This is a genomic window from Stenotrophomonas maltophilia group sp. Smal13 (assembly GCF_030236855.1).
In the GTDB taxonomy this organism is placed as follows: domain Bacteria; phylum Pseudomonadota; class Gammaproteobacteria; order Xanthomonadales; family Xanthomonadaceae; genus Stenotrophomonas; species Stenotrophomonas maltophilia_A.
Genome location: NZ_JASJSQ010000001.1, coordinates 71,032 through 97,500, shown reverse-complemented (window position 1 = coordinate 97,500; position 26,469 = coordinate 71,032). Strand labels below are relative to the sequence as shown.

The following is a 26,469-nucleotide window of genomic DNA, read 5'->3' as shown; positions in this document are numbered from 1 at the left end:
ATCCGAAGATCAAAATTTAAAGCTGCAGATGATTGATTCTGGCAACGTATCGCTTGCTTTAAAACAATTAATAGTTGCTTGATCAAACGTCTGCAAGATGGACAATCATCCTTCCTGCAGGCGCCTTCACAAGATACCTGCGCATACTTTCAAAGATCCGGGGAAGTGGCCTCAGCGCCGTTCCCGTGTGCCGCGAAGTTTCCTTCGTAGCGAGCCGCCCATTATGCCAGACTTTTTCAGTCCGTCAACACCTTCGTTCGATCATCTCGTTCGGCGGTGGTGGGCGCCCTGTTGTCGCTGAAGCCCCTTGGTGGCGACCCCTGCGACGGGGGAGGAGAAGTATGTCCCCATTCGCATCATTTGTGAAGGGGGTGTGGCGATTTTTTTCAACGGATGTTGCATCCGTTCATCCATCCCGCTGCGGGAGGACCCCGCGAAGAGCAAGAGCAGTCGAGCAGCGCTCGACTCTACAAAAGGAAGGGCCGGCTGCGCCGGCCCTTCCTTTGTCTCAGGCAGCGACCAGGCGCACGCGGGCGAAGGTGCGCTTGCCGACCTGCAGCAGGCCTTCGAAGCCCGGCTGCAGCACCTGCTGGCCGTCTTCGACCACTTCACCGTCCACCTTCACCGCGCGCTCCTTGAGCTTGCGGTTGGCTTCGGAGTTGCTCGGGGTCAGGCCGGCCGCGGTCAGCAGTGCGGCGATACGCAGGCCTTCGGCCGGGATCGCCACGTCCTGCAGCGGCAGCTGGGTGATGTCGCCCTGCCCGGTCACCGCCGCTTCCCAGCCGGCAATGGCCTGCTCGGCCGCCGCGGCGTCGTGGAAGCGGGTGGCCAGTTCACGCGCCAGGCGCAGCTTGACCACGCGCGGGTTCAGGCCGCCATTGGCCACCTGCTCGCGCAGCTGTACGGCTTCGGCCTGGCTGATGTCGAAGGACAGCAGCTCGATCCAGCGCCACATCAGGGTGTCGTCCACCTTCATGGTCTTGGTGACGATGTCGATGGCCGGTTCGCTGATACCAATGTAGTTGCCCAGCGACTTGGACATCTTGTTGACGCCGTCCAGGCCTTCCAGCAGCGGCATGGTCAGCACCACCTGCGGTTTCTGGCCGTGGTGTTCCTGCAGGCCACGGCCCATCAGCAGGTTGAACTTCTGGTCGGTACCGCCGAGCTCGACGTCCGCTTCCAGGGCCACCGAGTCGTAGCCCTGCACCAGCGGGTACAGGAACTCGTGGATGGCGATGGACTGCTGGGCGGCATAGCGCTTGGCGAAGTCGTCGCGCTCGAGCATGCGCGCCACGGTGTGCTGGCCGGCCAGGCGGATCATGTCGGCGGCGCCCATCTTGCCGAACCACTCCGAGTTGAAGCGGACTTCGGTGCGGTTGCGGTCCAGCACCTTGAATACCTGCTCTTCATAGGTACGGGCATTGGCCAGCACGTCGTCCTTGCTGAGCGGCTTGCGGGTCAGGCTCTTGCCGGACGGGTCGCCGATCATGCCGGTGAAGTCGCCGATCAGGAAAATGACCTGGTGGCCGAGGTCCTGGAACTGGCGCATCTTGTTCAGCAGCACCGTATGGCCCAGGTGCAGGTCGGGCGCGGTGGGGTCGAAGCCGGCCTTGATCCGCAGCGGGCGGCCTTCCTGCAGGCGCGCACGCAGATCCTCGAGCTTGAGGATCTCGTCGGCACCACGGCCGATCAGGGCAAGGGCTTCTTCAATCGAGGACACGTGACTACTCCCGGCAACGCCGATTCTTGTGTGGGGTGTTAAAGCAAAGTTAACCCGATTGGCTTCACAAAAGCCAATGGGCACAAGGGTTTGACGCGGTTTTCTCAGGTGTCTATGGTAACCGGCGATCAGGCCCGCGCTCCCGGGCTGCCAGGAAAAAACCGCCGATGCACAATTCCGAACAAGGGCGCGCACGCAAGCAGCGCTTCCAGGAACGCCTCCACGTCCTGCACGACAACGCCCTGCATCGGAAGCTCAGGCAACATCTTCCCGCCGCCTTCAATGAGCGCTGGACCCGCCGTCATTGGATGCATGCCAGCCTGTTCGCGACCATCGGCGCCCTGGTGGCGACCATCGTCCCCGGCTTCTCGCACACCATCGACGCGCCCTTCGCCGACAGCCACACCAGCCTGGCGCTGCCGTTGCCGCCGCTGACCATGGCCCGCCAGCAGCAGGTGCCCGGAGACAGCTGGCAGGTGCTGCGGGTGCAGCGCGGCCAGACCCTGAGCGACCTGTTCGACAAGGCCGGCATTCCGGCCACCACCCTGCACCGGGTACTGGACCACCCAGGTGCGCGTGAGGCGCTGACCAAGCTGCGCCCGGGTGCCGAGATCGCCTTCGACATGCCGCTGTCCGGTGACCTGCGCAGCATCCGCTTCGACCGTGATGCCGACAACCGGGTGGAACTGAGCCTGGCCGGCGATGACATCAAGGAGAAGGTGACCAAACGCGAGACCTCCACGCGCACGGTGGTCACCAGCGGCGAGATCACCAGCTCGCTGTATGCCGCGGCCAGGCGCGCCGGGCTGTCGCCGTCGGCGATCGCGACGATGACCGACGACATCTTCAAGTACGACATCGACTTCTCGAAGGACCTGCAGCCGGGCGACCGCTTCAGCGTGGTGATGGATGAAACCTGGCGCGAAGGCGAGAAGGTGGACACCAGCAAGATCCTGGCGGCGACCTTCACCACCGGTGGCAAGACCTATTCCGGCTTCCGCTTCGACCGCAACGGCAAGTCCGAGTACTACGACATCAACGGCCGTTCGCTGAAGAAGAGCTTCATCCGCATGCCGATCCCGTTCGCACGGCTGAGCTCGACCTTTGGCGCGCGCAAGCACCCGGTGCTGGGCAAGATGCGCATGCACAAGGGCGTGGACTACGCCGCGCGCACCGGCACCCCGATCATGGCCGCCGGCGACGCCCGCGTGCAGTTCGCCGGGGTGCAGCGCGGCTACGGCAACGTGGTGATCCTCGACCACGGCCGCGGCCACACCACCCTGTACGGCCACATGTCGCGCTTTGCGAACATCAAGACCGGCCAGCGCGTGGCCCAGGGCACGGTGATCGGCTATGTCGGCTCGACCGGCCTGGCGACCGGCCCGCACCTGCACTACGAATTCCGCGTCAACGGCGAGCACCGCAACCCGCTGACCGTGACCATGCCGCCGCCGGAGCCGCTGAAGGGCGCCGAGCTGGTCGCCTTCCGCGCGCAGACCGCACCGGCGATGGCGCGCATCCAGGGCATGGAGAAGCTGATCTACGCCGACGCCAGCCCGGCACCGACCAGCCGCGACGAGGCCGCCCCCGAGGTTGCCAGCGCCAAGGACAAACAGGCAACCGGCCGCAAGCGCGGCTGAGCCCCTGCGTTGACGAAGAAGGACGCGGCAGCCCAAGCTTGCCGCGTCCTTTTTTTATGCCTGCCATGAACACAACTGTCGACGCTGACGCCCCCCTGTACCTTGGCCTGATGTCGGGCACCAGCGCCGATGGCATCGATGCCGCGCTGGTGCAGTTCCCCAGCGGCGCTGGCTGCCGCTTCGTGCATGGCCTGACCGCCCGCTGGGAGCCGGTGCTGCGGGCGCGGCTGGTGGCACTGGGCGAAGGGGGCCCGCTGGACTCGCTGGAGGAGCTGGGCGAACTGGACGCGCGGATCGCGATCAGCTTCGCTGAAGCCGCCAATCAACTGCTGGCCGAGGCCGGGGTGGACCGCAGCCAGGTGCGCGCGATCGGCTCGCACGGCCAGACCGTGCGCCATCGTCCGCTGGCCAACCCCGCCTTCACCGTGCAGCTGGGCGACGGCAACCGCATCGCCGAGCTGACCGGGATCACCACGGTCTCTGACTTCCGCCGCCGCGACGTGGCGGCCGGGGGCCATGGGGCGCCGCTGATGCCAGCCTTCCACCTCGGCATGCTCGGCACCGCCGACGAAGACCGCGCGGTGCTGAACCTGGGCGGCATCGCCAACCTGACCCTGATCCCGCGCGAAGGCGCGGTGCGTGGCTTCGATACCGGCCCGGCCAACGCGCTGATGGATGCCTGGTGCCAGCGCCACACCGGCCGCACCTTTGATGCCGACGGCGCGTATGCCGCCAGTGGCGCGGTGGACGAGAGCCTGCTGGCGGGTTGGCGTTCGGAGCCGTGGTTCGCGCTGCCGCCGCCGAAGAGCACAGGCCGTGAGCAGTTCCACCTAGCCTGGGCCGAGGCCCACATGGGCGAAGGCCAGTACGCTGCCGCCGATGTGCAGGCCACCCTGCTGGAGCTGACCGTGGCAACGGTGGCCGATGCGCTGCTGGCGCAGCAGCCGCAGACCCGGCGCCTGCTGGTGTGCGGCGGCGGGGTGCGCAACCGGCAGCTGATGAAGCGGCTGGCTGCACGGCTGCCGGGGGTGCAGGTGGAGTCCAGCGCGGTGCATGGGCTGGACCCGGAGTACGTGGAAGCGATGGGCTTCGCCTGGCTGGCGCAGCGGACGATGGACGGGCTGGCCGGCAACCTGCCGAGCGTGACCGGGGCGACGGGGCCGCGGATCCTGGGGGCGATACATCTGGCGTGAGGTGGTCATCCACGCATGGCGTGGATCTACCGGGAACGGCGGTCGAGCGTGGCTCGACGCTACATGGGCACTAATCGAAGCCCTGCCCTGCGGGCAGGGCCTGCAGGGCGGCGATGGCGTCGGAGAGCGCGTCCACTTCGGGATCGCCGAAGCCGGAGCGGACCTCCAGTTCACTGCTGAACAGGCCCTGCTCCAGCAAGGCGGCGCAGGTCTGTTCGTGGGTCCAGCCGCGGGCAACCACGACACGTCGGATACGTTCCAGCAGCAGCGGGTCCAGGTCCCGCAGCACAACGTCGGCCATGCTCACTTCCCCGTTCGCAAGGCACCGCCCCCTCGGCGCGTCGGGGGCGATGATCCCGCAGACCGGGCGGGCAGGCAATCAGGTGGCGCTTGCGGCCTGGCGACGACGCTGCTGCAGGATCAGCAGGGCGCAGAGGATCACCACCGGGATCGCCACCAGCGCGGTACCGACGAAGAACAGCGCGTAGCCTTCCAGCAGCGTCCGGCCCTGTGCGAGCGTCTGTACCGACCACCCCGAGAGCCCCTTGAGCGCCTTGCCGGGCATCGCGTAGAACGAACTCAGCAGCGCGTACTGGGTTGCGGTGTATCCGATGCTGGTCAGGCTCGACATGTAGGCGATCAGCGCCGTACCGGCGAAACCGCTGGCGAAGTTGTCGATTGCCATGGCCACCGCGAAATGGGTGGTGTCCGGGCCCGAATAGGCCAGCCAGGCAAACGCCAGGTTGGAGGCCGGACCCAGCACGGCACCCACCATCAGCGCCGCCAGCACGCCCCAGCGCACCGAGACCAGGCCCGCCGCAGCAATGCCGACGAAGGTCGCGACCAGGCCCACCGAGCCACGTACAGCGCCAACGGTGTCCTCGTCCAGGCCGAGATCGACGTAGAACGGGTTGGCCATCGGCCCCATGACGAAGTCGGCCATGCGATAGACGCTGATGGCCACCAGGATCAGGATCGCACCACTACGATGCTCGCGGACGAAGGCGATGAACGGCCCCGCCACGGCGTCGAACAGGCCCCGCGGCGTCCACAGCGAGGTCGCCTGAGCCTGCACGGCAGCCACTTCCCGCGCGGGCTCACGGGCCATGACCACGGCCACCACGCCAAGCGCCATGAGGACGGCCATGATCTCGTACGAGACCTGCCAGCCGACACGGGCCGCGATGATCAGGATCAGCGCATCGGTGACCAGCAATGCGGTGCGATAGCCAAGCGCCGAGGATGAGGTCAGCAGGCCCAGCTGCTCGCTGTTGTCAGCACTTTCAATGCGCCAGGCATCGATGACGATGTCCTGGGTGGCCGAAGCAAACGCCACGATCACGGCCATCACGCCGAACACGACGATGTGCTGCCAGGCGATACCCAGGAACTGGATCTGGCCCCCCTTGGGCTGGACCAGCGCCATGCCGACCAGGCCCACCACCACGACCAGCTGCGACAGCAGCATCCAGCCACGGCGGCGGCCAAAGCGACCGAACAGAGGCACGTCGGTCTTATCGACGATCGGCGCCCACAGGAACTTCATGGTGTAGGCCAGCCCGACCCATGACAGGAAACCGATCGTGCTCAGCTCGATGCCTTCCTTGCGCATCCAGAAGCCGAGCGTGTTGCCCACCAGATAGATCGGCAGGCCGGAACTGAAGCCGAGCAGCAGCATCGCCAGCACCTTGCGCTGGCTCAGGTTGGACACCACCTGCTGCCACGGCCGACGCGGCTTGGCAGCCTCGGTCACAGGTCGTAGTCCACGATGAACGGCGCGTGGTCGGAGAAGCGCTCGTCGCGGTAGATCGAGCAGCTGCGCAGGCGGTCACGCAGGCCCGGGGTGATGAACTGGTAGTCGATGCGCCAACCGACGTTGTTGGCGCGGGCAGCGCCGCGGTTGCTCCACCAGGTGTAGTCCTCGCCGGTGGGGTTGAGCAGGCGGTAGGCGTCAGCCCAGCCACGGCCGGCGGCGACATCGGTGGCCTGGCCATGGTCGGCGCACAGGGCATTGAGCCAGTCGCGCTCTTCCGGCAGGCAGCCGGAGTTCTTCTGGTTGGACTTCCAGTTCTTGATGTCCAGCGCCGAACGCACGATGTTCCAGTCGCCGCACAGCACGTAGTCGCGGCCGCTGCGCGCCCATTCCTCGAGGATCGGCCGCAGCCATTCCATCACTTCGAACTTGAAGCCCTGGCGCAGGTCGCCCGAGCTGCCCGACGGGATATAGAAGGAGACCACGCTGAGGTTGCCGTAGCGCGCCTCGATGTAGCGGCCTTCGTCGTCGAACGGGGCCCAGCCGAGCGAGGTGATCACCTGGTCCGGCTCGCGCTTGCTGTAGATCGCCACGCCGCTGTAGCCCTTCTTGGTGATGGCGTCGCGGTAGAAGCAGTGGTGGCCGTCCGGGCGGAACATCGGGTCGGTCAGCTGGTCTTCCTGGGCCTTGGTCTCCTGGATGCACAGGACGTCGGCGTCCTGGGACCGGAACCAGTCGAGGAAGCCCTTGGTTGCGGCGGAGCGGATGCCATTGGCGTTGAAACTGATGATGCGCATGCGGGGGACCTGCGGCGGGAAACCGGGCAAGCATACCGGTTGCCTGCGGGGCTGCGCAGTCCGCCAGGCCGGGCCGCGACACCCTTCACAGGGCCCCGGACGAGCGCGAAACGCCCAGCTGGATTAGGATTTGTGCTCCAAATGAAGATGAATCGAGTTTTGATGAGCGACCACCGCCACCGTTTCCTGCAGCTGGCCCTGACCGCCGACGCCCTGCGCTTCGGCCAGTTCACCCTCAAGTCCGGCCGGCTGAGCCCCTATTTCTTCAACGCCGGTCGTTTCGACTCCGGTTCGCTGCTGTCGCAGCTCGGCGCCTGCTACGCCGATGCCATCGATGCCACCGGGATCAAGTACGACGTGGTGTTCGGCCCCGCCTACAAGGGCATTCCGCTGGCCACCGCGATGGCCTGCGAGCTGGCCCAGCGTGGCCGTGACCTGCCGCTGTCGTTCAACCGCAAGGAAGCCAAGGACCACGGTGAAGGCGGCCAGCTGATCGGCGCCGACATGAACGGCAAGCGCGTACTGATCGTCGATGACGTGATCACTGCGGGTACCGCGATCCGCGAAGCGCTGGGCATCATCCGCGCCGCCGGTGGCACCCCGGCCGGCATCGTGGTGGCACTGGACCGCCAGGAGATCGCTTCGGAAACCGATCGCCGTTCGGCGGCGCAGTCGGTGGCCGAGGAAGCCGGCATTCCGGTGATCGCCGTGGCGTCGCTGGCCGACCTGCTTGATTTCGCCTCCGGCAACCCGGAACTTGTGGGTTACCGGCAGCCGCTGGAAGCCTACCGGGCCCAGTACGGCGTCCGTTCGATCCGCTGACCGACCCAGGGGAAAGGTCATGTCCCGAGTTCCTGCTGTGCTCTTTGCCGGCCTGCTGCTGGCCGTGCCGTTCACCGTACCGGCGCAGTCGCGCGACAGCGGCAAGACGGAAAAGAAGCTGTACTGCTGGAACGAGGGCAAGGAGCGGATCTGCAGTGATTCGCTGCCGGCCGACGCGGTCAACCATGCCCGCGAGGAGTTCAACGCGAAGAGCGGCCTGCGCAATGCGCAGGTCCAGCGCGCGTTGACCGACGAAGAGCGCGCCGCCGCCAGCACGGAGGCGGCGCAGCAGCAGCTGGACCTGATGGCCGCGCAGACCCGCCAGCGCACCGAGCAGGCGATGCTGACCACCTATGGCAGCGAGGACGACCTGCGCCGGGTGTTCGCCGAGCGCCAGGAAGTGCTGGACAACAACCTGAAGACCGCCGAGTACAACGTCACCAGCCTGCGTGAGTCGCTGGTGGCGCTGCTGGCGGCCGCAGGTGACCGCGAACTGGCCGGTGGCAAGGTGGCCGACAAGCAGGCCGAGGCGATCCGCCAGCGGCACGTGCAACTGCAGTCGCAGCAACGGCTGCAAGCCGGATTCCTGCAGCAGCAGCAGGCGTTGAAGGCCGAGATCGACAGCACCCTGCAACGCTATCGCGAGCTGAAGGGGCTGGTGCCGGCGGGCTGACCACGCTCCCGTCGCCGGGCATGGCCCGGCGCTACCCAGGGCCTGGTTACGGATCGGACCACGGAATTTATGCACTCTTTACGCGTCGGCCCGGTCCGGCGCGTAGTGCGTTTATGGGCGGCAGGACGACGATGACGGCCTGAGGTGGAGGGGTTCCACCAGGACGCTATTGCAATGTCCCCCTGGCTGTCGTTGTTGTGTGGCGTGCTGGTGCTGGTCGCCGCCGCCTATCTCCTTTATGTCGTGCTGCGGCCCGAGTCGTTCTGAGCGGAGCCGGCCATGACTGAGATGCTTGTGATTATTGCCGCCAGCCTGCTGCTGGCGTGGCCGCTGGGCCTGTACCTGGCCCGCGTGATGCGTGGCACGCCGATGAAGGTCGACGTGCTGTTCCACTGGATCGAGAAACCGCTGTACAGGGTGTTCGGGGTCGATCCGTCGCGCTCGATGTCCTGGCGCGGCTACGTGCTGGCCTTCGTGCTGAGCAACGTGGTGGTCGCGGTACTGACCCAGGCGGTGTTCATGACGCAGGCCTGGTTGCCGCTGAATCCGGACCAGATCCCGAACATGCGCTGGGACACCGCGCTGCACACGATGATCTCGTTCCTGACCAACACCAACCAGCAGCACTATTCGGGTCAGGCGCAGCTGTCCTACCTCTCGCAGATGACGGGCATCACCGGCCTGCAGGTGGTCACGCCGATGATGGGCCTGGCGCTGGCAGTGGCGACGCTGCGGGCGTTGTTCTCGCGTGCGCCGCAGGCTGCGGCGGCGACGGGTACCGGTGATGACCGCCAGGTGGCGGTGGGCAACTACTACGTGGACGTGGTGCGCCTGTGCGTGCGCTTCCTGCTGCCGCTATGCCTGGTGTGGACCCTGCTGCTGACCAGCCAGGGCGTGCCGTCGACGATGACCGGTGGGCCGCAGGCCACGCCGATCGACGCCAGCGCCGGCATGGCCGAACAGAAGCTGCCGCTGGGCCCGGTCGCGGCGATGGTCGCAGCCAAGCAGCTGGGCGCCAACGGCGGCGGCTGGTACGGCCCGAACAGCAGCTTCCCGCTGGAGAACCCGACCCCGCTGTCGAACGCGCTGGAAATCGTCGGCATCCTGTTGGTGCCGATGGCAGTGATCTTCATGATCGGTGCGTTCACCGGCCGACGTCGCTTCGGCGCCCTGGTGTTCAGCTGCATGCTGGGCATGTCGCTGCTTTCCACCGGCGCGATGATGTGGAGCGAAGGACATAGCGCCAGCGCCACCACGCCGCTGCTGATGGAAGGCAAGGAAGTGCGCTTCGGCGCCGATGGCACCGCGCTGTGGGCGGCGGTGACCACCCAGGTATCCAATGGCTCGGTCAACGGCATGCACGATTCGCTGGCGCCGCTGAGCGGTGGCATCGCGATGGTCAACATGCTGGTCAGCGCGATCTGGGGCGGCATCGGCTGTGGCCTGCAGCAGTTCATCGTCTATCTGCTGCTGGGTGTGTTCCTGGCCGGGTTGATGACCGGGCGCACGCCGGAACTGTTCGGCCGCAAGCTGGAGACGCCACAGGTGCGCCTGCTGGCCCTGCTGGTGCTGCTGCAGCCGATCACCCTGCTGGTGTTCACTGCGATCACCCTGGCCGTACCCGGCCTGGCGGGCACCTCCAACCCCGGCTTCCATGGCATCAGCCAGGTCTTCTACGAGTACGTCTCGGCCTACGCCAACAACGGCTCGGGCTTCGAAGGGCTGGGCGACGCCACGCTGTGGTGGAACCTGAGCTGCTCGCTGGTACTGCTGCTGGGCCGCTTCCCGCTGCTGATCATTCCGCTGGTGGTGGCCGCACAGCTGGCTGCCAAGCGCCAGGCCCCGGAGTCTGCCGGCAGCCTGCAGATCGAAACCCCGACCTTCGCCCTGACCCTGGTCTCGGTGATCGTCATCCTGACCGTGCTGCAGTTCATGCCGGCGCTGGTACTCGGCCCGATCGCCGACCACCTGAGCCTGGGACTGCACTAAGGACACCCTGATGAGTACCCAAGCAAGCTCAACCCGTAATACCCACGCAGCGCGCCCTGCCCTGCTGGATGGCGCCGGCCTGCGCCGTGCGCTGGTCGAAGCGGTTCTCAAGCTGTCGCCGATGCATCTGGTGCGCAGCCCGGTGATGGCGGTGGTGATGGCCGGCACGATCGTCGCCGCGATCGTCACCCTGACCGGCAACGCGCCGCTGGGCTTCGGCCTGGCGGTGACCGCGATCCTGCTGGTGACCGTGCTGTTCGGCAACTTCGCCGAAGCCGTAGCGGAAGCGCGTGGCCGTGGCCAGGCCGCGTCGCTGCGGCGTGCCCGCCAGGACCTGGTGGCGCGCCGGCTGGCGGCACCGCAGCCGGGTGCCGCCGAAACCCAGGTACCGGCCGCCGAACTGCGCCCCGGCGACCACGTGATCGTCAGCGCCGGTGAGCTGGTGCCGGCCGATGGCGAGATCGTGCAGGGCCTGGCCACCATCAACGAAGCGGCGGTGACCGGCGAATCGGCGCCGGTGCTGCGCGAGGCCGGTACCGACCGCTCCGGCGTGATCGGCGGCACCAAGGTGCTGTCCGACCAGATCATCGTGCGGGTGACCGCCGAACCGGGCCACAGCTTCCTGGACCGGATGATCGCGCTGGTGGAAGGCGCCAACCGCCAGAAGACCCCGAACGAGATCGCGCTGACCCTGCTGCTGGCGGCGATGACGCTGACCTTCCTGGTGGTGGTGGCAACGCTGCCGGCGATCGGCGCGGCCGTGGGCGTGCAGGTCGATCCGCTGCTGCTGATCGCGCTGCTGGTGTGCCTGATCCCGACCACCATCGGCGGCCTGCTGCCGGCCATCGGCATCGCCGGCATGAACCGTGCGCTGGCCGCCAACGTGCTGGCCAAGTCGGGCAAGGCGGTGGAGGTGGCCGGCGACGTCGACGTGCTGCTGCTGGACAAGACCGGCACCATCACCTACGGCGACCGCCAGGCCAGCCACTTCCATCCGCTGGCCGGCATCGATGCCAGCCAGCTGCGCGAGGCCGCACTGCTGTCTTCGCTGGCCGACCCGACCCCGGAAGGCAAGTCGATCGTGCGCCTGGCGCGCGAACAGGGCTGCGCTACCGCCGAACCGGACCACGCCGAGTACCTGGCGTTCAGTGCGCAGACCCGCATGTCCGGCGTGGACCTGGAACATGGGCGGCAGATCCGCAAGGGTGCCGCCGATGCGATCCGTGCCCACGTGCAGGCGCTGGGCGGCAACGTGCCGGCGGAACTGGCCGGGCGCGTCGAGCAGGTCGCGCGCAATGGAGCCACCCCGCTGGTGGTGGCCGAGGGCCGCCATGTGCTGGGCGTGATCGAGCTGTCGGACGTGGTCAAGCACGGCATGCGCGAGAAGTTCGCGCAGCTGCGGGCGATGGGTATCCGCACGGTGATGATCACCGGCGACAACCCGCTGACCGCCGCCGCGATCGCTGCCGAAGCCGGTGTCGACGACTACATCGCCGAGGCCCGCCCGGAAGACAAGCTGGCACGCATCCGCCAGGAGCAGGCCGGTGGCCGCCTGGTGGCGATGGTCGGCGATGGCACCAATGACGCGCCGGCGCTGGCCCAGGCCGACATCGGTCTGGCGATGAACTCCGGTACGCAGGCGGCGAAGGAGGCCGGCAACATGGTCGACCTCGATTCGGACCCGGCCAAGCTGCTGGCGGTGGTGGAAGTAGGCAAGCAGCAGCTGATCACCCGCGGCGCGCTGACCACCTTCTCGCTGGCCAACGACGTCTCCAAGTACTTCGCGATCCTGCCGGCGCTGTTCGCCGCGGCCGTTCCGACCATGGCCGCCTTGAACGTGATGCAGCTGTCGAGCCCGCGCAATGCGGTGCTGGCAGCGCTGATCTTCAACGCCCTGGTGATTCCCGCCCTGATCCCGCTCGCCCTGCGTGGCGTGCGCTTCCGCCCGGCCACTGCAACCGCACTGCTGCGCCGGAACATGCTGGTGTACGGCCTCGGCGGCGTGCTGCTGCCGTTCGCAGCGATCAAGGTAATTGACCTCCTTCTTGTCCTGGTATTCGGCGCATGAACCGTTCCGCTTCCACCTCCACCTCCCTGTCCCGCGAAGCAAAAGCCGAGGCCCGCGTGGCCAGCCTGCAGGACGGCGCCAGCTGGCGCCCGGCGATCGGCCTGGGCCTGGCCACCCTGCTGCTGGCCGGTGCGGTCTACGCCGGTATCGCCACCGGTTTTGCCGGCCTGGCCTACCCGACCCAGGCCGAGGGCAGCCTGCTGCGCGATGGCAACGGCCAGGTACGCGGCTCGGCATGGCTGTCGCAGCCGTTCACCGGTGACGGCTACTTCCAGGCACGTCCGTCGGCAGCCAACTACGACCCCATGGCCGCGGCCGGTTCCAACATGGCGCGCAGCAACCCGGCCCTGGCCGAGCGTGTTGCCGCCAGCACGGCTACAGTGGCCGCGCGCGAAGGTGTCGCCCCGGCGCAGGTGCCAGCGGACCTGGTCACCCAGTCCGCCGGCGGCCTGGATCCGCAGCTGTCGCCGGCGGCGGCACGCCTGCAGGTGGCACGCGTGGCACGTGCCCGCGGCCTGCCGGTGGAGCGCGTGCAGGCACTGGTGCAGGCGCATACCGAAGGGCGCCAGTGGGGCCTGTTCGGCCAGCCGCGGGTGAACGTGGTGACGCTGAACTTCGCGCTGGACCACGCGGCCAAGGCACCGTGATGCCGGCCTGCACCGGCTGCGCGCACAATGGCGGCCATGACAGCGGCACCCATGACTGATGCGCGTACCCGCCAGGCCGATGCCCTGGTCGAAGGCCTGCAACGCGAAGCCGGCGGCAAGCTGACCGTGTTCCTCGGTGCGGCGCCGGGCGTGGGCAAGACCTACACCATGCTGACCCGCGCACAGGAACAGCTGCGCCGCGGTGTCGACCTGGTGGTGGGCCTGGTGGAAACCCACGGCCGCGCCGATACCCAGGCGCTGCTGGAGGGCCTGCCACAGCTGCCGCTGAAGGCAGTGGCCTATCACGGCCACATCCTGCAGGAGATGGATCTGGATGCCGTGCTCGCACGGCATCCTGCGCTGGTGCTGGTGGACGAACTGGCCCACCGCAATGCGCCGGGCAGCCGCCATGAGCGGCGCTGGCAGGACGTGATGGAGCTGCTGGATGCCGGCATCGACGTCTGGACCACGGTCAACATCCAGCATCTGGAAAGCCTCAACGATGTGGTGATGCGCATCACCGGCGTGCGCGTGAGCGAGACCGTGCCGGACGGCGTGCTCGACCGCCTGCATGACATCGTGCTGGTCGACCTGCCGCCACGCGAACTGATCGCACGCCTGCAGCAGGGCAAGGTCTATGTGCCCGAACAGGCCGCGCAGGCGCTGCAGGCGTTCTTCTCGCCGTCCAACCTGACCGCACTGCGCGAACTTGCAATGCAGGAGGCCGCCGATCGCGTCGACAGCAGCCTGCGTGAGGCACGCGCTGCCCGTGGCGAGAGCAACCTGCCGCTGCGCCGCGGCGTGCTGGTGGCCGTTGATGGCCGCGGCCAGAGTGAATACCTGGTGCGCGTGGCGCGACGCATCGCCGAACGCCGCGACGCACCATGGACCGTGGTGACCGTGCAGGGACGACGCCAGGACGAGGCGACCCAGCGCGAGATCGATGCGGCCTTCGCCCTGGCACGGCGGCTGGGCGGCGACGCCGAGCTGCTGCACGGATCGAGCATCGCCGACGCCCTGCTCGACCACGCCGCGCACAACGGCGTGTCCACCCTGGTGCTGGGGCGGACCCGCGAGCGCCCGCTGGCGCGGATGTTCAACCGAACGTTGACCCAGCAGCTGATCCAGCGCGGCGCGCATTACGAGATCACCATCATCAGCACCCCGCAGGCACGTGCGCGCTCGCGCCGCGAGGGCCTGCTGCCGCCGGTGCGCGGCATCAGCTACGAACCGGCGCAGGCACTGATCGCCACCGCGTTGGCCTGTGCGGTGGCATGGCTGGCCGAACGCTGGGTGGGCATGGCCGACCTGTCGATGGTGTTCATCGTGGCGGTGGTAGTGGTGGCCGCGCGCACGCGCGCCAGCGTGGCGGTGATGGCGGCGATCCTGTGTTTCCTCGCCTACAACTTCCTGTTCATCGCGCCGCGCTTCACCTTCGCCATTGGTGCACGCCAGGGCGTGATCACCGTGTTCCTGTTCCTGGCCGCGGCACTGGTGGCCGGGCGCCTGGCCTCGCGCCTGCGCATGCAGGTGATCGCGCTGCGTGCAGCCAATCGCCATGCGCGTGCGCGCCAGCAGCTGGGCCGCCAACTGGCCAGTGCCGCCGGCAACGGCGAGGTGGCGCAGGCAGGTCGGCATGCACTGGAACAGGCGATGGACGTGCCGGCGTGGCTGCGGATCGGCGCCGATACCGCAACCGGTGGCCGCAGCCAGCCCGGCGACACCGACCTGGCCGCCGCCGACTGGGCGCTGCGCCATGGCCAGCCCAGTGGCCGCTTCACCGACACCCTGGCCGGCGCGCAGTGGTGGTTCCTGCCGTTGCTGGATGGCGAGGACCGCGCGATCGGCGTGGCCGGCCTGTACCTGCCAGGCGCACAGGCGCGCCTGCTGCCCGAACAACGGCAGCTGGCCGAAGCAATGGTCGATGACATCGCGCAGGCCGCGCTGCGCACGCGGCTGGTGGCCGAACTGGAGCAGGCGCACGTCAGCAACGAGACCGAGCGGTTGCGCTCGGCGCTGCTCTCTTCGGTGTCGCACGACCTGCGCTCGCCACTGGCGGCGATGATCGGCTCGGCCGACAGCCTGGCCAGCTATGGTGCGGCAATGGATACGGCCGATCGCCGTGCCCTGCTCGACACCATCCTGGTCGAGGGCGAACGGCTGGACCGCTACATCCAGAACCTGCTGGACATGACCCGCCTCGGCCACGAGGGATTGAAGATCAACCGCGACTGGATCGGCGTGGACGAACTGATCGGCTCGGCCGCACGGCGCCTGCAGCGCTACCAGCCGAAGGTGCGGCTGGAGCTGGACATTCCGGCCACGCTGGCGCCGATCTGGGTACACCCGGCGCTGGTCGAACAGGCGGTGTTCAACGTGATGGAAAACGCGGCCAAGTTCTCACCGCCGGATGCTGCCGTGCAGGTGCAGGCGCGTGAACTGGACGGCCAGCTGCGCATCGACGTGATCGATGCCGGCCCCGGCATTCCCGACGACGAGCGTGCGCGCATCTTCGACATGTTCTACAGCGTTGAACGTGGCGACCGTGGCCGCCATGGCACCGGCCTGGGCCTGACCATCTGCCAGGGCATGATCGGCGCGCATGGCGGCAGCGTGCAGGCGCTGCCCGGACGCGACGGTCGCGGTACCCTGATCCGCATCACCCTGCCCCTGCTCAAGCCAGCCTCCCACGATGAGCCCGACCCCGATTGATGCCAGCGTGCCGGCCGCGCGCGTGCTGGTGATCGATGATGAAACCCAGATCCGCCGGTTCCTGGACATCAGCCTGCGCGCGCAGGGCTACCAGGTGCGGCAGGCCGCCACCGGCCAGGAAGGCCTGCAGCTGGCCGCCAGCGAGGACATGGATCTGGTGATCCTGGATATCGGCCTGCCGGACATGGAAGGCCACGAGGTGCTGGAACAACTGCGGCAGTGGAGCCAGGTGCCGGTGATCATGCTGACCGTGCGTGCCGGCGAGGCGGAGAAGGTACGGGCGCTGGACACCGGCGCCAACGACTACGTGACCAAGCCGTTCGGCACGCAGGAGCTGATGGCGCGGGTGCGGGCGCTGCTGCGCACGCGCAGCGTGCCCAGTGATGGCACGCCGCCGGTATTCGACGATGGCCACCTGCATGTGGACCTGGTCCGCCGTGAAGTGGCGCTGGATGGCGAGCCGGTAGCGTTGACTCGCAAGGAGTACGCGCTGCTGTCGCTGCTGCTGCGCAACGCCGGGCGGGTGGTGACCCAGCCCCAGATCCTGCAGGAGATCTGGGGCCCGACCCACCAGCACGACACCCATTACCTGCGCATCCTGGTCGGCAAGCTGCGGCACAAGCTGGGCGATTCAGCGCTGGATTCGCGCTACCTGTTCACCGAACCGGGCGTCGGGCTGCGGTTCAAGGGGTGAAGGCGTGCCGACCAACGGTCGGCAACCACCAAAGCGAATCCGGAAGAGCATCCACGCATGGCGTGGATCTACTGTGTCGACCAAGGTCGACACCTACCAAGAGCAGTTCATTCCGTTCCGACAGATCGCGGAAATTGTCAGGGGTGGGGCGGTGTCGGAGTGCGGGGTGTCAGCCGCATGGGCCCGAGGCATGCCTCGGGCGGGTTGGGCAGGACGCCCAACCCCGGTCTTGCCGTGTGCGCAGGACAGCGCACACGAGCAAGCGGCGACCGAGCTTACATGGGTGAGGGGGACTTGCGGCGTCCCCGCACTCCGACACCGCCCCGCCATCTCGCGGATAGCTCGCTATTGATGTTGATGTTGATGTTGATGTTGCTGCTGCCGTTGCTTCGGCGGGTGCCGGGCGCAGCCCGGCCCCACCTCAGAACCCCAGCGGGGTGTCGCCCAGCACCGGTTGCAGCTGGCTGCGGAACAGCGCCTGGATGCGTTCCAGCGCCGCCTCGTCATTGCCCTCGAAGCGCAGCACCAGCACTGGTGTGGTGTTGGAGGCGCGCACCAGGCCCCAGCCATCGGAGAAGTCCACGCGCAGGCCGTCGATGGTCGACAGGCGACCGCCCACATATGGGTTGTCCGGCGACTGCGCCGCCGCCACCAGCATCGCCACCAGCGCATGCGGCGTGCCTTCGGCCACCGGCACCTTCAGCTCCGGCGTGGCCACCATCTCCGGCAGCTCTGCCAGTACCTCGTCCGGAGTCTCCTCGCGCTGGGCCAGGATCTCCAGCAGGCGCGCGGCCGCATACAGGCCGTCATCGAAACCGAACCAGCGCTCCTTGAAGAAGAAGTGGCCGCTCATCTCGCCAGCCAGCTCGGCATCGGTCTCGCGCATCTTCGCCTTCATCAGCGAATGCCCGGTCTTCCACATCAGCGGGCTGCCACCATTGCGCAGCACGTGGTCGGACAGCTTGCCGGTGCACTTCACGTCGTAGATCACCATCGCGCCCGGATTGCGCATCAGCACGTCGGCGGCGAACAGCATCAGCAGGCGGTCGGCATAGATGATCTTTCCTTCGCCGGTGACCACGCCCAGGCGGTCACCGTCGCCATCGAAGGCGACGCCGAGATCGGCACCGAAGCGCTTCACCGTCTGCACCAGGTCTTCCAGGTTGGCCGGCTCGCTGGGGTCGGGATGATGGTTGGGGAAGGTACCGTCGACATCGCAGTACAGCGGGATGACTTCCGCACCGATCGCTTCCAGCAGCTGCGGCGCGAGCGCGCCGGCCACGCCGTTGCCGGCATCGGCCACGACCTTCAACGGGCGGTCCAGCTGCACGTCGTCGGCGATGCGCTGGATGTAGTCGGCACTGACATCGCGCTGCTGGTAATCGCCCGGCTCGGCGGCCTGTACCAGGCGGCCTTCGACGATGCGCTGGTACAGATCGGTGATGGCATCACCGGACAACGTCTCGCCGCCGATGACCACCTTGAAACCGTTGTACTCGGGCGGGTTATGGCTGCCGGTGACCGCCACGCAGGTGCCGGTACGCAGATGGAAGGCGGCGTAGTACACGACCGGGGTCGGTGCCAGGCCGATGTCGATCACCGCGCAACCGGCGCGCCTCAGGCCCTCGGCCAACCCTGCGGCCAGTTCCGGGCCGGACAGGCGGCCGTCGCGGCCGATCACCACCTCGCGCAGGCCCTGCTCCAGGGCCACGGTGCCGATGGCCTGGCCGATCAGCGCCGCCGTTTTCGGCGTCAGTTCACTGCCAACCACGCCGCGGATGTCGTAGGCGCGGAAGATACCGGCCGCCAGTTCCTCGGCCGGAACCGGTGGCGGGGGCGGCGGTGCACTTTCAGTTGTGCTGGCCTCGGCCACCGGCGGCGGCGCCATCTGCAGGCTCTCGCTCAGGGTCGGGCCATGATCGGCTTCCGCCACGGTCGCCCGGCGCGGCAGCGGCAGCGACTTCGGCAGGCGGCCGCGCCCCACCACCAGCAGCACGGCGATGAACGCCAGCAGCAGCGCAACGATGGCGCTGGCCAGCGAACCCAGGCCCAGCGGACCAGGTTCGACATTGGGTACCGCGGCCACCAGCCGCAACGGCGTCCCCGGAATCGGCCGCGCCAATGCTTCGGCGCTTTCGGCCAGGCCGGCATCGCCCTGGGCGACGAGGTCATGCGCGCCCTGGCGCAGGCCAAGGAAACCGGCCGATGGCGCACTCACCTGGTCCAGCGGTGAGGTCAGCCGCAGCAATGGCTGGCGCACGTAGAGCACCGCCGGGCCGAGACTGCCCAGTTGAACCGGCGCTGCCAGGCCCAGGCGATTGCCACCGCCATCGCGGACCACGCGCAGGCTGGGCTTGCCTTCGGCCAATGCCGCTTCCAGCAGCGCCAATCGGGCATAGCCAAAGGCGGCCGGGTCGGCGTAGGCGTTGGCCAGATCGGCGGTCAGTACCTCGGCGTGCTCGACGCCGGTCCAGCTCTCGCGGACCGCGAGTGCCGCCGCAGCGGCATCACCGGCCTGCAGCGCCTGCTGCACGCGCTCGTTCTTCAGCTGCTGCTGCAGCTGCTTCAGCTGGCCGGCAGCGGCCTCCTGCAGGCCCTGCACGGCCTGGTCACGTGCAGCTTCCAGCGCCTGGCCGTTGGCCTCCTGGCGCCATTGCTGCACTGCGCTCCATCCGAACCAGCCGGCCAGCAGGATCAGCAGCACCCCCAGTAGTGGCGCACTGCGTCCCAACGACCGTCCCCGCTGTCCTTCCCCGATGCCGCTCATCGATGTCCCCTGTCAACGCACCCCGGTGTGGCCGAATCCACCCGTTCCCCGCACGCTGTCGGTGAAAGTATCCACCACCTGCAGGCTGACGCGGGCAATCGGCACGATCACCAGCTGCGCGACGCGATCGCCCGGCTCGATGGTGAAGGCCTCGCGGCCACGGTTCCAGACGCTGATCAGCAGCGGGCCCTGGTAATCGGCGTCGATCAGGCCGGTGCCATTGCCGAGCACGATGCCGTGGCGATGGCCCAGCCCCGAGCGCGGCAGGATCACCGCGCACAGGTTCGGGTCGGCAATGTGGATGGCCAGGCCGCTGGGCACCAGCGCGGTATCACCCGGCTGCAGGGTCAGCGCGGTATCCAGCGCCGCGCGCAGGTCCATGCCGGCGCTGGCTTCGGTGGCGTAGGCCGGCAGCGGCCAGCTGTCGCCGAAGCGCGGATCGAGCAGCTTGACCTGCAGCGGTTGGGAAGTGAAAGCCTGGGTCATGCCTGGAGTCTCCGCGCGATCAGCGCCAGCAGTTGTTCGGCCAGCTCGCGCTTGGAGGTGGCCGGAAATACCTGTTCACCGTCCTGCCAGAAGGCCGTGGCGGCATTGTTGTCGCTCTCGAAACCGCCGCCGCTGATGCCGACCTGGTTGGCGATCACCAGGTCCAGGCGCTTGTCGACCAGCTTGCCACGCGCGTATTTCTCCACGTCGTGGGTTTCGGCGGCAAAGCCGACCACCAGCTTCAGCGACTGCGTCTGCGCAGCCACCTCGGCAAGGATGTCCGGCGTGCGCACCAGCTCGATCACCAGCGACTGGCTGTCGGCGGTCTTCTTCAGCTTCTGCGGCGCGACCTGGCGCGGCGTGTAGTCGGACACTGCAGCGGCACCGATATAGATGTCGGCCGGCAGCGACTTCAGCACGGCATCGCGCATCTGCGCAGCCGAGCGCACGTCGACGCGCTGCACGCCAAGCGGCGTCGGCAGCTGTACCGGGCCGCTGACCAGCACCACCTGTGCGCCCATCGTCGCTGCGGCCGCGGCCAGGGCAAAGCCCATCTTGCCGCTGCTGCGGTTGCCGACATAGCGCACCGGATCGATGTCTTCATAGGTCGGGCCGGCGCTGATCAGCAGGCGCAGGCCCTGCAGCGCGCGGGTTTCCGGCGCGGCAACGGACGCGGCGCTGCTGCCATTGGCGGCCAGCGCGGCCACGATGTCGCCCGGTTCGGCCAGACGCCCCGGACCGGACTCGCCTTCGGCCAGCGGGCCATCGACCGGGCCGATCACCTGCGCGCCGCGCTGGCGCAGCAGGGCGATGTTGGCCTGGGTGGCCGGGTGCAGCCACATGCGATGGTTCATCGCCGGGCAGATCGTCAACGGCGCGGTACTGGCCAGGCACAGCGTGCTGACCAGGTCATCGGCATGGCCCTGGGCCAGCCGGGCCAGCAGATCGGCGGTTCCCGGGGCAACCACGATGCGGTCGGCCCAGCGCGCCAGCTCGATGTGGCCCATGGCCTGTTCGGCGGCGCTGTCCCACAGCGTGGTGCGGGTGGGCTGCCCGGACAGGGCCTGGAAACTGAGCGGAGTGACGAACTGCTGGGCACCGGCGGTCATCGCCACCTGCACCTGGGCACCGGCGTCGCGCAGGCGCCGCACCAGTTCCAGGGCCTTGTAGGCCGCGATCCCGCCTCCGACGCACAACAGCAGTTTCTGACCTTCCAGCGCGCGGGCCTGCGCGGGGGAAGCGTTGGGGGAGTCAGCCACCTGGAATTCCTGTGCAAACGAGGGCGCTAGCTTACCCGATGGTCGGTAATGTCCCGGTGCAGGGTGCACATAGCGGACAGCTATCAGTAGATGGAGCGCGCTGCGCCTGACCCTGGGCTAGCCGGGCATCGGTTTCGGACCTTTCCTATACCTCTACGGGTCTGCGCTTTTGCAGAATCAGGCATTGGCTGCCGTCTGCCGTGGCCTGTTCGACCTTCGAGGAGCCTCGTGCATCCACGCATCATCATTGCCGACGACCATCCCGTGGTCCTGCATGGCATCCGTATCGTGCTGCAGACCCACCTGATGGACATCGTCGGCAGTGCACGTGACGGCGCCCAGCTGCTGGAGCTGGTGGACCACCACGACTGCGATGCGGTGCTGACCGACCTGTCGATGCCGGGTGACGGCCCGGACGGTCCAGAGCTGATCGACGCGCTGCGCGTGCGTCACCCCAGGCTGCCGGTGGTGGTGCTGACCGGCGCCCGCCATCCCGGGCTGCTGGACGGACTGCTGCGCGAGGGCATCAGTGGGCTGGTCGACAAATGCGCCGATTTCGCCGAACTGCCGCAGGCACTGAACGCCGCACTGGCCGGGCAGGTCTTCGTCTCCCAGCAGCTGCGCCACCACCTGCAGGCGCGCGACCTGCTGTTTCCACGCGAACCGTCGCCGCTGTCGGCGCGGGAACAGGAAGTGCTGGATCTGCTGGCGACCGGGCTCAGCGTGAATGCCGTCGCCGAACGCTGCGGGCGCAGCCCGAAGACCATCAGCCGGCAGAAGGCCGAAGCAAAGCGCAAGCTGGGCCTGCAGAACAACCAGGAACTGTTCGACTATCTGCAGACCCGACGCGGGTGAGGCATCGTCCGACCCGGTGCTGCGGTATGCACCGATGGGAGCCGTCACGCAGGCTGGCGATGATGCAGGCATGCCCATCCATGACTGGCCCGAACAGGAACGCCCCCGCGAGAAGCTGATCGCGCGCGGGCCCACGGCACTTTCCGACGCCGAACTGCTGGCCCTGTTTCTCGGCTCCGGGTTCGGTGGCCGCGATGCCGTGCAGACCGCGCGCGACCTGCTGCAGGCGCACGGCCCGTTGCGGGTGCTGCTGGACCGCCCCGCGCGTGACCTGGCCCGCCTGCCCGGGCTCGGCCCGGCGCGCAGCTGTACGCTGGCTGCCGGGCTGGAACTGGCCCACCGCTACCTGGCTGCCGAGCTGGAACACGGCGAAGCGGTCGGCAACAACCCGGCCGCGGTCGGCCGCTATCTGCAGCACCGCCTGCGGGGGCAGGCCCGGGAGATCTTCATGGCCCTGTTCCTGGACAACCGGCACCGGCTGATCGCCTGCGAGGAGCTGTTCCACGGCACCATCAACGCCGCACCGGTCTACCCCCGCGAAGTGGTGCGGCGCGCCCTGCTGCACAACGCGGCAGCGGTGATCCTCAGCCACAACCACCCTTCCGGCGACCCGGAACCCTCCAGCGCCGATACCCGCATCACCGACGAACTGCAGCAGGCACTGGCGATGGTGGACGTGCGCCTGCTGGACCACTTCGTGGTCGGTGAGGGCCGCCCCGTTTCGTTTGCTGAACGAGGCCTGCTGTCGCCGCCCCAGCCCCGCCTGTTCGGCTGAGCGCCTGCCCTCCAGGCGCCATCGGTCGCCCCCACAGGCAGGTTTCGGTCAGCGTGGCCGCTGGTATCTGCGCTAAAATGGGCGATTCCGCCGCTCATTCTCACAGCAGGCCTCGTGAAAAATCTCCTCCGCGCCCTGATCAGCCAAGGCATCGAAGCCTTGCGCGCCAATGGCACCCTGCCCGCCGACTCCCTGCCGCCGGACTTCGTGGTCGAGCGCCCGAAGACCCGCGACCACGGCGACTTCGCCACCAACGCCGCGATGCTGCTGGCCAAGGCCGCGCGCAGCAATCCGCGTGCACTGGCACAGGCGCTGGTCGAGGCACTGCCGCGCAGCGAGGACGTCAGCAAGGTCGAGATCGCCGGCCCCGGCTTCATCAATTTCCACCTGGCGCCGGCCGCGTACCAGCGTGAAGCCGCGTCGGTCATCAAGGAAGCCCACGACTACGGCCGCAACCTGTCCGGCAATGGCCGCACGGTGGGCGTGGAGTACGTGTCGGCCAACCCGACCGGCCCGCTGCATGTCGGCCATGGCCGCGCGGCGGCGATCGGCGACTGCGTGGCGCGCGTGCTCGACGCCAACGGCTGGAACGCCAAGCGTGAGTTCTACTACAACGACGCCGGCGTGCAGATCGAGAACCTGGCGCTGTCCACCCAGGCGCGGATCAAGGGCATCGCGCCGGACCAGGATGGCTGGCCGGAAGGTGGCTACCGCGGTGAATACATCGCCGACGTCGCCCGCGCCTACATGGCCGGCGCCAGCGTCGATCTGGAAGGCAGCACCGTGGTCGGTGCCAAGGACCCGGACGACATGCAGGCGATCCGCCGCTTCGCTGTGGCCTACCTGCGCAACGAGCAGAATCTGGACCTGGCCGCGTTCGGCGTCGACTTCGACATCTATTTCCTGGAAAGCTCGCTGTACGCCGACGGCAAAGTCGCCGAAGCGGTCGCCAAGCTGCAGGCCTCGGGTCATACCTATGAAGAAGGTGGCGCGCTGTGGCTGCGCAGCACCGACTTCGGTGACGACAAGGACCGCGTGATGCGCAAGTCCGACGGCACCTTCACCTACTTCGTGCCGGACGTGGCCTACCACCTGTCCAAGTGGCAGCGCGGCTACGAGCGCGCGATCACCGAGCTCGGCGCCGATCACCATGGTTCGCTGGCACGCGTGCGCGCCGGCCTGCAGGCGATGGAAGTGGGCATCCCGCAGGGCTGGCCGGAGTACGTGCTGCACCAGATGGTCACCGTCATGCGTGGCGGCGAGGAAGTGAAGCTGTCCAAGCGTGCCGGCAGCTACTTCACCCTGCGCGACCTGATCGAGGAGGCCGGCCGCGATGCCACCCGCTGGTTCCTGATCGCGCGCAAGCCCGATTCGCAGCTGACCTTCGACATCGACCTGGCCCGCCAGCAGAGCAACGACAACCCGGTGTTCTACGTGCAGTACGCGCACGCCCGCGTCTGCAGCCTGCTGCGCCAGGCACAGGAGAAGGGCCTGGTGTACGAACAGGGCAATGGCCTGGCCAACCTCGGACGCCTGGCCGACGACGCCTCGCTGCTGCTGATGAACGAGATCTCGCGGTACCCGGAAGTGGTGGAGGCGGCCGGCGTGGCGCTGGAACCGCATCTGGTGGCGCAGTACCTGCGTGAATTGGCGCACGCGTTCCACACGTGGTATCACGGGACGCCGGTGCTGGTGGAAGACGCTGCGGATCGCAACGCCAAGCTGACCCTGGCCTGCGCCGCGCGCCAGGTGCTGGCCAACGGCCTCGAACTCCTGGGCGTCAGCGCCCCGGAAAAAATGTAAGCATCAGGAGACGCAGTACACATGGCAGCACGACGCGGCAAAAACCAGGCACGACGCAACAGCAGCAGCCAGGGCACACCCGGATGGGTGTGGCTGGTCGCTGGCGTGGCGATTGCGGCCGTGGTGTTCCTGGCGGCGCCGAACCTGTTCAAGGGCGAAGGCGATGGCTTCCTGCGCGCCGGTCCGCAGCCGAACCCGAACGCGCAGCCTGCCCCGGTCGCTGATGCCGACAGCGATGTCGGCACCCAGCCGGCCGCGCAGCCGGCCACGCCGAAGCCGGCCGAACCGGAAAAGCCGGCCGCCACCCAGTACGACTTCTACACCCTGCTGCCGGGCAAGGAAGTTGAAATGTCCGACGCCGAGCTGGCTGCCAGCGCGCGTGCTGAAGACCAGCGCCGGGCCAAGGCTGAAGCGCAGCGCGCGCAGGCGGCACTGGAAGGCAAGCCGGTTCCGCCGCCAGCGGCTACCGCGCCCGCACCGACGGCAACCGCCAGCGTGGCCAGCACCGCGCCGGTGACCGCCACCAGCCGTCCGCTGCCGGCACCGCTGAGCGAACGACCGGCTGCGGCAACGCCTCCGGCCAGCACGCCGACGGCGTCGACCAGCACCGCCGCCACTCCGGCAGCGCGTGCGGAAACCGCGCCGACCGCGGCCACTACCCCGGCCGCTGCGGCACCGGCTGCCGCCGACAATGCCCGCTACATCCTGCAGGCAGGTGCGTTCGGTGCCTCCGGCGATGCCGAAGCGACCAAGGCCAAGCTGGCGATGATGGGCCTGGCGGCACGCGTGGAATCGGCGCAGATCAACGGCAAGACCGTGTACCGCGTGCGCATGGGGCCGTATGGCAGTGCAGGTGAACTGTCTGAAGCCAAGCAGAAGCTGGATGGCACCGGCCTGCAGGCGATGGCGATCAAGGCGCAGTGAGCCTGCCGAAGTGAATGAAAAAGCCGGGCACAGCCCGGCTTTTTTTTGTCTGTGTAGAGTCGAGCTTGCTCGACTGCCGTTCAAAGCAGTCGAGCATGGCTCGACTCTACAAATGACCGTCAGCCTTCGCGGGCGACCTGGAAACCGGCGAAGGACTGGCTGACCGGCATCAGTTCCAGGCGATTGATGTTCAGGTGCGGCGGCAGCGTGGCCACCCAGAAAATCTGTTCGGCGATGTCTTCGGCGGTCATCGGGTTGGCGCCGGTGTAGAGCTTGTCCGACGCTGCCTGGTCGCCATGGGTACGCACCACGGTGAACTCGGTTTCGGCCATGCCCGGCTCGATCGTGGTCACGCGCACGCCGGTGCCGTGCAGGTCCGAACGCAGGCCGAGCGAGAACTGGCTGACGAAAGCCTTGGTGCCACCGTAGGCATTGCCGCCCGGGTACGGGTAGACACCGGCCACCGACGAAATGTTGATGATTGCGCCCTTGCGCTCCACCAGCTGCGGCAGCAGGCGGTGGGTCAGCGTCACCAGCGCGGTGATGTTGGTGTCGATCATCGTGGTCCAGTCCGACAGCTTGGCGCTCTGTGCCGGCGCGGTGCCCTGCGCCAGGCCGGCGTTGTTGACCAGCAGATCGATCTCGCCAAACGCCGGCGGCAGTGCCAGCAGCGCCGCTTCCATCGCCACCGGATCGCGGATGTCGAAGGCGGCGGCATGCACCACGTCCTTGCCGTAGCGCTCGACCAGCGGCTGCAGGCGTTCAGCGCGGCGGCCGGTGGCGATCACCTTCCAGCCCGCCTGGGCGAAGCGGTGGACGGCGGCGGCGCCGAAGCCGGACGTGGCGCCGGTAATCAGGACAGTGCGGGTCATCAGGCAACTCCAGGGGGAAA

22 protein-coding genes are annotated in these 26,469 nt (G+C 68.0%); 14 read left to right on the top strand and 8 right to left on the bottom strand.

The genetic code is table 11. The features are described from left to right. Positions 1-508: 508 nt before the first annotated feature. Positions 509-1,720, bottom strand: a complete 1,212-nt coding sequence (gene tyrS / locus QRO95_RS00485; protein WP_134951770.1) for a tyrosine--tRNA ligase — start codon at positions 1,718-1,720, stop codon at positions 509-511. Positions 1,721-1,887: 167 nt separating this feature from the next. On the opposite strand from tyrS, the gene QRO95_RS00480 reads away from it, so the two are divergent. Both QRO95_RS00480 and QRO95_RS00475 read left to right on the top strand, forming a co-directional pair. Beyond that, the gene (locus tag QRO95_RS00480) at positions 1,888-3,360 is read left to right on the top strand and encodes a peptidoglycan DD-metalloendopeptidase family protein (protein ID WP_032128447.1); all 1,473 of its coding nucleotides are present in this window, start codon (positions 1,888-1,890) and stop codon (positions 3,358-3,360) included. A 65-nt stretch (positions 3,361-3,425) separates the two neighbouring features. Beyond that, positions 3,426-4,553, top strand: a complete 1,128-nt coding sequence (locus QRO95_RS00475) for an anhydro-N-acetylmuramic acid kinase (RefSeq protein WP_197616049.1) — start codon at positions 3,426-3,428, stop codon at positions 4,551-4,553. 70 nt (positions 4,554-4,623) lie between these two features. Here QRO95_RS00475 and QRO95_RS00470 read toward each other — a convergent pair whose 3' ends face one another. The 3 genes from QRO95_RS00470 to QRO95_RS00460 form a co-directional block, all read right to left on the bottom strand. Beyond that, on the bottom strand, positions 4,624-4,854 hold the full coding sequence (locus QRO95_RS00470; RefSeq protein WP_285301470.1) for a hypothetical protein: 231 nt from the start codon (positions 4,852-4,854) through the stop codon (positions 4,624-4,626). Between the two features lie 78 nt (positions 4,855-4,932). Beyond that, positions 4,933-6,306, bottom strand: coding sequence for an AmpG family muropeptide MFS transporter (locus QRO95_RS00465; protein WP_032128445.1), 1,374 nt, complete (start codon positions 6,304-6,306; stop codon positions 4,933-4,935). Then, on the bottom strand, positions 6,303-7,103 hold the full coding sequence (locus tag QRO95_RS00460) for an exodeoxyribonuclease III (RefSeq protein ID WP_032128444.1): 801 nt from the start codon (positions 7,101-7,103) through the stop codon (positions 6,303-6,305). Before QRO95_RS00460 ends, QRO95_RS00465 begins: the two co-directional genes overlap by 4 nt. Positions 7,104-7,265: 162 nt before the next feature. Here QRO95_RS00460 and pyrE point away from each other — a divergent pair, with 162 nt between their 5' ends. The 8 genes from pyrE (at position 7,266) to QRO95_RS00420 (ending at position 16,708) form a co-directional block, all read left to right on the top strand. Beyond that, positions 7,266-7,925 (top strand): orotate phosphoribosyltransferase, encoded by a 660-nt coding sequence (pyrE, locus tag QRO95_RS00455; RefSeq protein WP_010486876.1) that lies wholly within the window; start codon positions 7,266-7,268, stop codon positions 7,923-7,925. 19 nt (positions 7,926-7,944) lie between these two features. Then, the gene (locus tag QRO95_RS00450; protein WP_032128443.1) at positions 7,945-8,598 is read left to right on the top strand and encodes a hypothetical protein; all 654 of its coding nucleotides are present in this window, start codon (positions 7,945-7,947) and stop codon (positions 8,596-8,598) included. A gap of 174 nt (positions 8,599-8,772) precedes the next feature. Beyond that, positions 8,773-8,865, top strand: a complete 93-nt coding sequence (locus QRO95_RS00445) for a potassium-transporting ATPase subunit F (protein ID WP_005407770.1) — start codon at positions 8,773-8,775, stop codon at positions 8,863-8,865. Between the two features lie 12 nt (positions 8,866-8,877). Further along, a complete protein-coding gene (gene kdpA, locus QRO95_RS00440) occupies positions 8,878-10,587 on the top strand; it encodes a potassium-transporting ATPase subunit KdpA (protein WP_197616048.1) in 1,710 nt (569 codons plus the stop codon). A gap of 10 nt (positions 10,588-10,597) precedes the next feature. Next, the gene (kdpB, locus tag QRO95_RS00435) at positions 10,598-12,655 is read left to right on the top strand and encodes a potassium-transporting ATPase subunit KdpB (RefSeq protein WP_197616047.1); all 2,058 of its coding nucleotides are present in this window, start codon (positions 10,598-10,600) and stop codon (positions 12,653-12,655) included. After that, the gene (kdpC, locus tag QRO95_RS00430; protein WP_121505155.1) at positions 12,652-13,302 is read left to right on the top strand and encodes a potassium-transporting ATPase subunit KdpC; all 651 of its coding nucleotides are present in this window, start codon (positions 12,652-12,654) and stop codon (positions 13,300-13,302) included. The genes kdpB and kdpC overlap by 4 nt, the downstream gene beginning before the upstream one ends. Before the next feature lie 51 nt (positions 13,303-13,353). Continuing rightward, the gene (locus tag QRO95_RS00425) at positions 13,354-16,014 is read left to right on the top strand and encodes a sensor histidine kinase KdpD (protein ID WP_285301469.1); all 2,661 of its coding nucleotides are present in this window, start codon (positions 13,354-13,356) and stop codon (positions 16,012-16,014) included. Further along, a complete protein-coding gene (locus QRO95_RS00420; RefSeq protein ID WP_004153862.1) occupies positions 15,995-16,708 on the top strand; it encodes a response regulator transcription factor in 714 nt (237 codons plus the stop codon). The genes QRO95_RS00425 and QRO95_RS00420 overlap by 20 nt, the downstream gene beginning before the upstream one ends. A gap of 421 nt (positions 16,709-17,129) precedes the next feature. On the opposite strand, the gene QRO95_RS00415 is transcribed toward QRO95_RS00420, so the two are convergent. From QRO95_RS00415 to coaBC, 3 genes are read right to left on the bottom strand one after another with little or no spacing between them, the layout of a single operon-like run. Continuing rightward, on the bottom strand, positions 17,130-19,475 hold the full coding sequence (locus tag QRO95_RS00415; protein ID WP_285301468.1) for a phosphomannomutase/phosphoglucomutase: 2,346 nt from the start codon (positions 19,473-19,475) through the stop codon (positions 17,130-17,132). Between the two features lie 12 nt (positions 19,476-19,487). After that, positions 19,488-19,961, bottom strand: coding sequence for a dUTP diphosphatase (gene dut / locus QRO95_RS00410; protein WP_285301467.1), 474 nt, complete (start codon positions 19,959-19,961; stop codon positions 19,488-19,490). Then, positions 19,958-21,220 carry a bifunctional phosphopantothenoylcysteine decarboxylase/phosphopantothenate--cysteine ligase CoaBC gene (coaBC, locus tag QRO95_RS00405; RefSeq protein WP_164080581.1) on the bottom strand — a complete coding sequence of 421 codons (1,263 nt, stop codon included), beginning with the start codon at positions 21,218-21,220 and terminating at the stop codon, positions 19,958-19,960. Before coaBC ends, dut begins: the two co-directional genes overlap by 4 nt. Before the next feature lie 228 nt (positions 21,221-21,448). Between coaBC and QRO95_RS00400 the strand changes: the two genes are divergently transcribed. From QRO95_RS00400 to QRO95_RS00385, 4 genes are all read left to right on the top strand, one after another. Continuing rightward, complete coding sequence (locus QRO95_RS00400) at positions 21,449-22,075, top strand: response regulator transcription factor (protein ID WP_049399051.1); 627 nt, start codon at positions 21,449-21,451, stop codon at positions 22,073-22,075. A 70-nt stretch (positions 22,076-22,145) separates the two neighbouring features. Beyond that, entirely contained in the window at positions 22,146-22,850 is a 705-nt protein-coding gene (radC, locus tag QRO95_RS00395; protein ID WP_032130338.1) for a DNA repair protein RadC, read from the top strand. A 114-nt stretch (positions 22,851-22,964) separates the two neighbouring features. Continuing rightward, on the top strand, positions 22,965-24,653 hold the full coding sequence (gene argS, locus QRO95_RS00390; protein ID WP_012478915.1) for an arginine--tRNA ligase: 1,689 nt from the start codon (positions 22,965-22,967) through the stop codon (positions 24,651-24,653). Positions 24,654-24,674: 21 nt separating this feature from the next. Next, positions 24,675-25,577: an SPOR domain-containing protein gene (locus QRO95_RS00385; RefSeq protein WP_285301466.1), complete on the top strand. Its 903-nt coding sequence runs from the start codon at positions 24,675-24,677 to the stop codon at positions 25,575-25,577. Between the two features lie 119 nt (positions 25,578-25,696). Here the strand turns inward: QRO95_RS00385 and QRO95_RS00380 are convergent, their stop codons facing one another. Next, positions 25,697-26,449 (bottom strand): SDR family NAD(P)-dependent oxidoreductase, encoded by a 753-nt coding sequence (locus QRO95_RS00380; RefSeq protein WP_285301465.1) that lies wholly within the window; start codon positions 26,447-26,449, stop codon positions 25,697-25,699. Between the last annotated feature and the right edge of the window lie 20 nt (positions 26,450-26,469).

Coding starts and splice junctions, on each gene's coding strand:
- QRO95_RS00480 (WP_032128447.1), top strand. CDS start 1,888: ATGCACAATTCCGAACAAGGGCGCGCACGCAAGCAGCGCTTCCAGGAA.
- QRO95_RS00475 (WP_197616049.1), top strand. CDS start 3,426: ATGAACACAACTGTCGACGCTGACGCCCCCCTGTACCTTGGCCTGATG.
- QRO95_RS00470 (WP_285301470.1), bottom strand. CDS start 4,854: ATGGCCGACGTTGTGCTGCGGGACCTGGACCCGCTGCTGCTGGAACGT.
- QRO95_RS00460 (WP_032128444.1), bottom strand. CDS start 7,103: ATGCGCATCATCAGTTTCAACGCCAATGGCATCCGCTCCGCCGCAACC.
- pyrE (WP_010486876.1), top strand. CDS start 7,266: ATGAGCGACCACCGCCACCGTTTCCTGCAGCTGGCCCTGACCGCCGAC.
- QRO95_RS00450 (WP_032128443.1), top strand. CDS start 7,945: ATGTCCCGAGTTCCTGCTGTGCTCTTTGCCGGCCTGCTGCTGGCCGTG.
- QRO95_RS00445 (WP_005407770.1), top strand. CDS start 8,773: ATGTCCCCCTGGCTGTCGTTGTTGTGTGGCGTGCTGGTGCTGGTCGCC.
- kdpA (WP_197616048.1), top strand. CDS start 8,878: ATGACTGAGATGCTTGTGATTATTGCCGCCAGCCTGCTGCTGGCGTGG.
- kdpB (WP_197616047.1), top strand. CDS start 10,598: ATGAGTACCCAAGCAAGCTCAACCCGTAATACCCACGCAGCGCGCCCT.
- kdpC (WP_121505155.1), top strand. CDS start 12,652: ATGAACCGTTCCGCTTCCACCTCCACCTCCCTGTCCCGCGAAGCAAAA.
- QRO95_RS00425 (WP_285301469.1), top strand. CDS start 13,354: ATGACTGATGCGCGTACCCGCCAGGCCGATGCCCTGGTCGAAGGCCTG.
- QRO95_RS00420 (WP_004153862.1), top strand. CDS start 15,995: ATGAGCCCGACCCCGATTGATGCCAGCGTGCCGGCCGCGCGCGTGCTG.
- QRO95_RS00415 (WP_285301468.1), bottom strand. CDS start 19,475: ATGAGCGGCATCGGGGAAGGACAGCGGGGACGGTCGTTGGGACGCAGT.
- dut (WP_285301467.1), bottom strand. CDS start 19,961: ATGACCCAGGCTTTCACTTCCCAACCGCTGCAGGTCAAGCTGCTCGAT.
- radC (WP_032130338.1), top strand. CDS start 22,146: ATGCCCATCCATGACTGGCCCGAACAGGAACGCCCCCGCGAGAAGCTG.
- QRO95_RS00385 (WP_285301466.1), top strand. CDS start 24,675: ATGGCAGCACGACGCGGCAAAAACCAGGCACGACGCAACAGCAGCAGC.
- QRO95_RS00380 (WP_285301465.1), bottom strand. CDS start 26,449: ATGACCCGCACTGTCCTGATTACCGGCGCCACGTCCGGCTTCGGCGCC.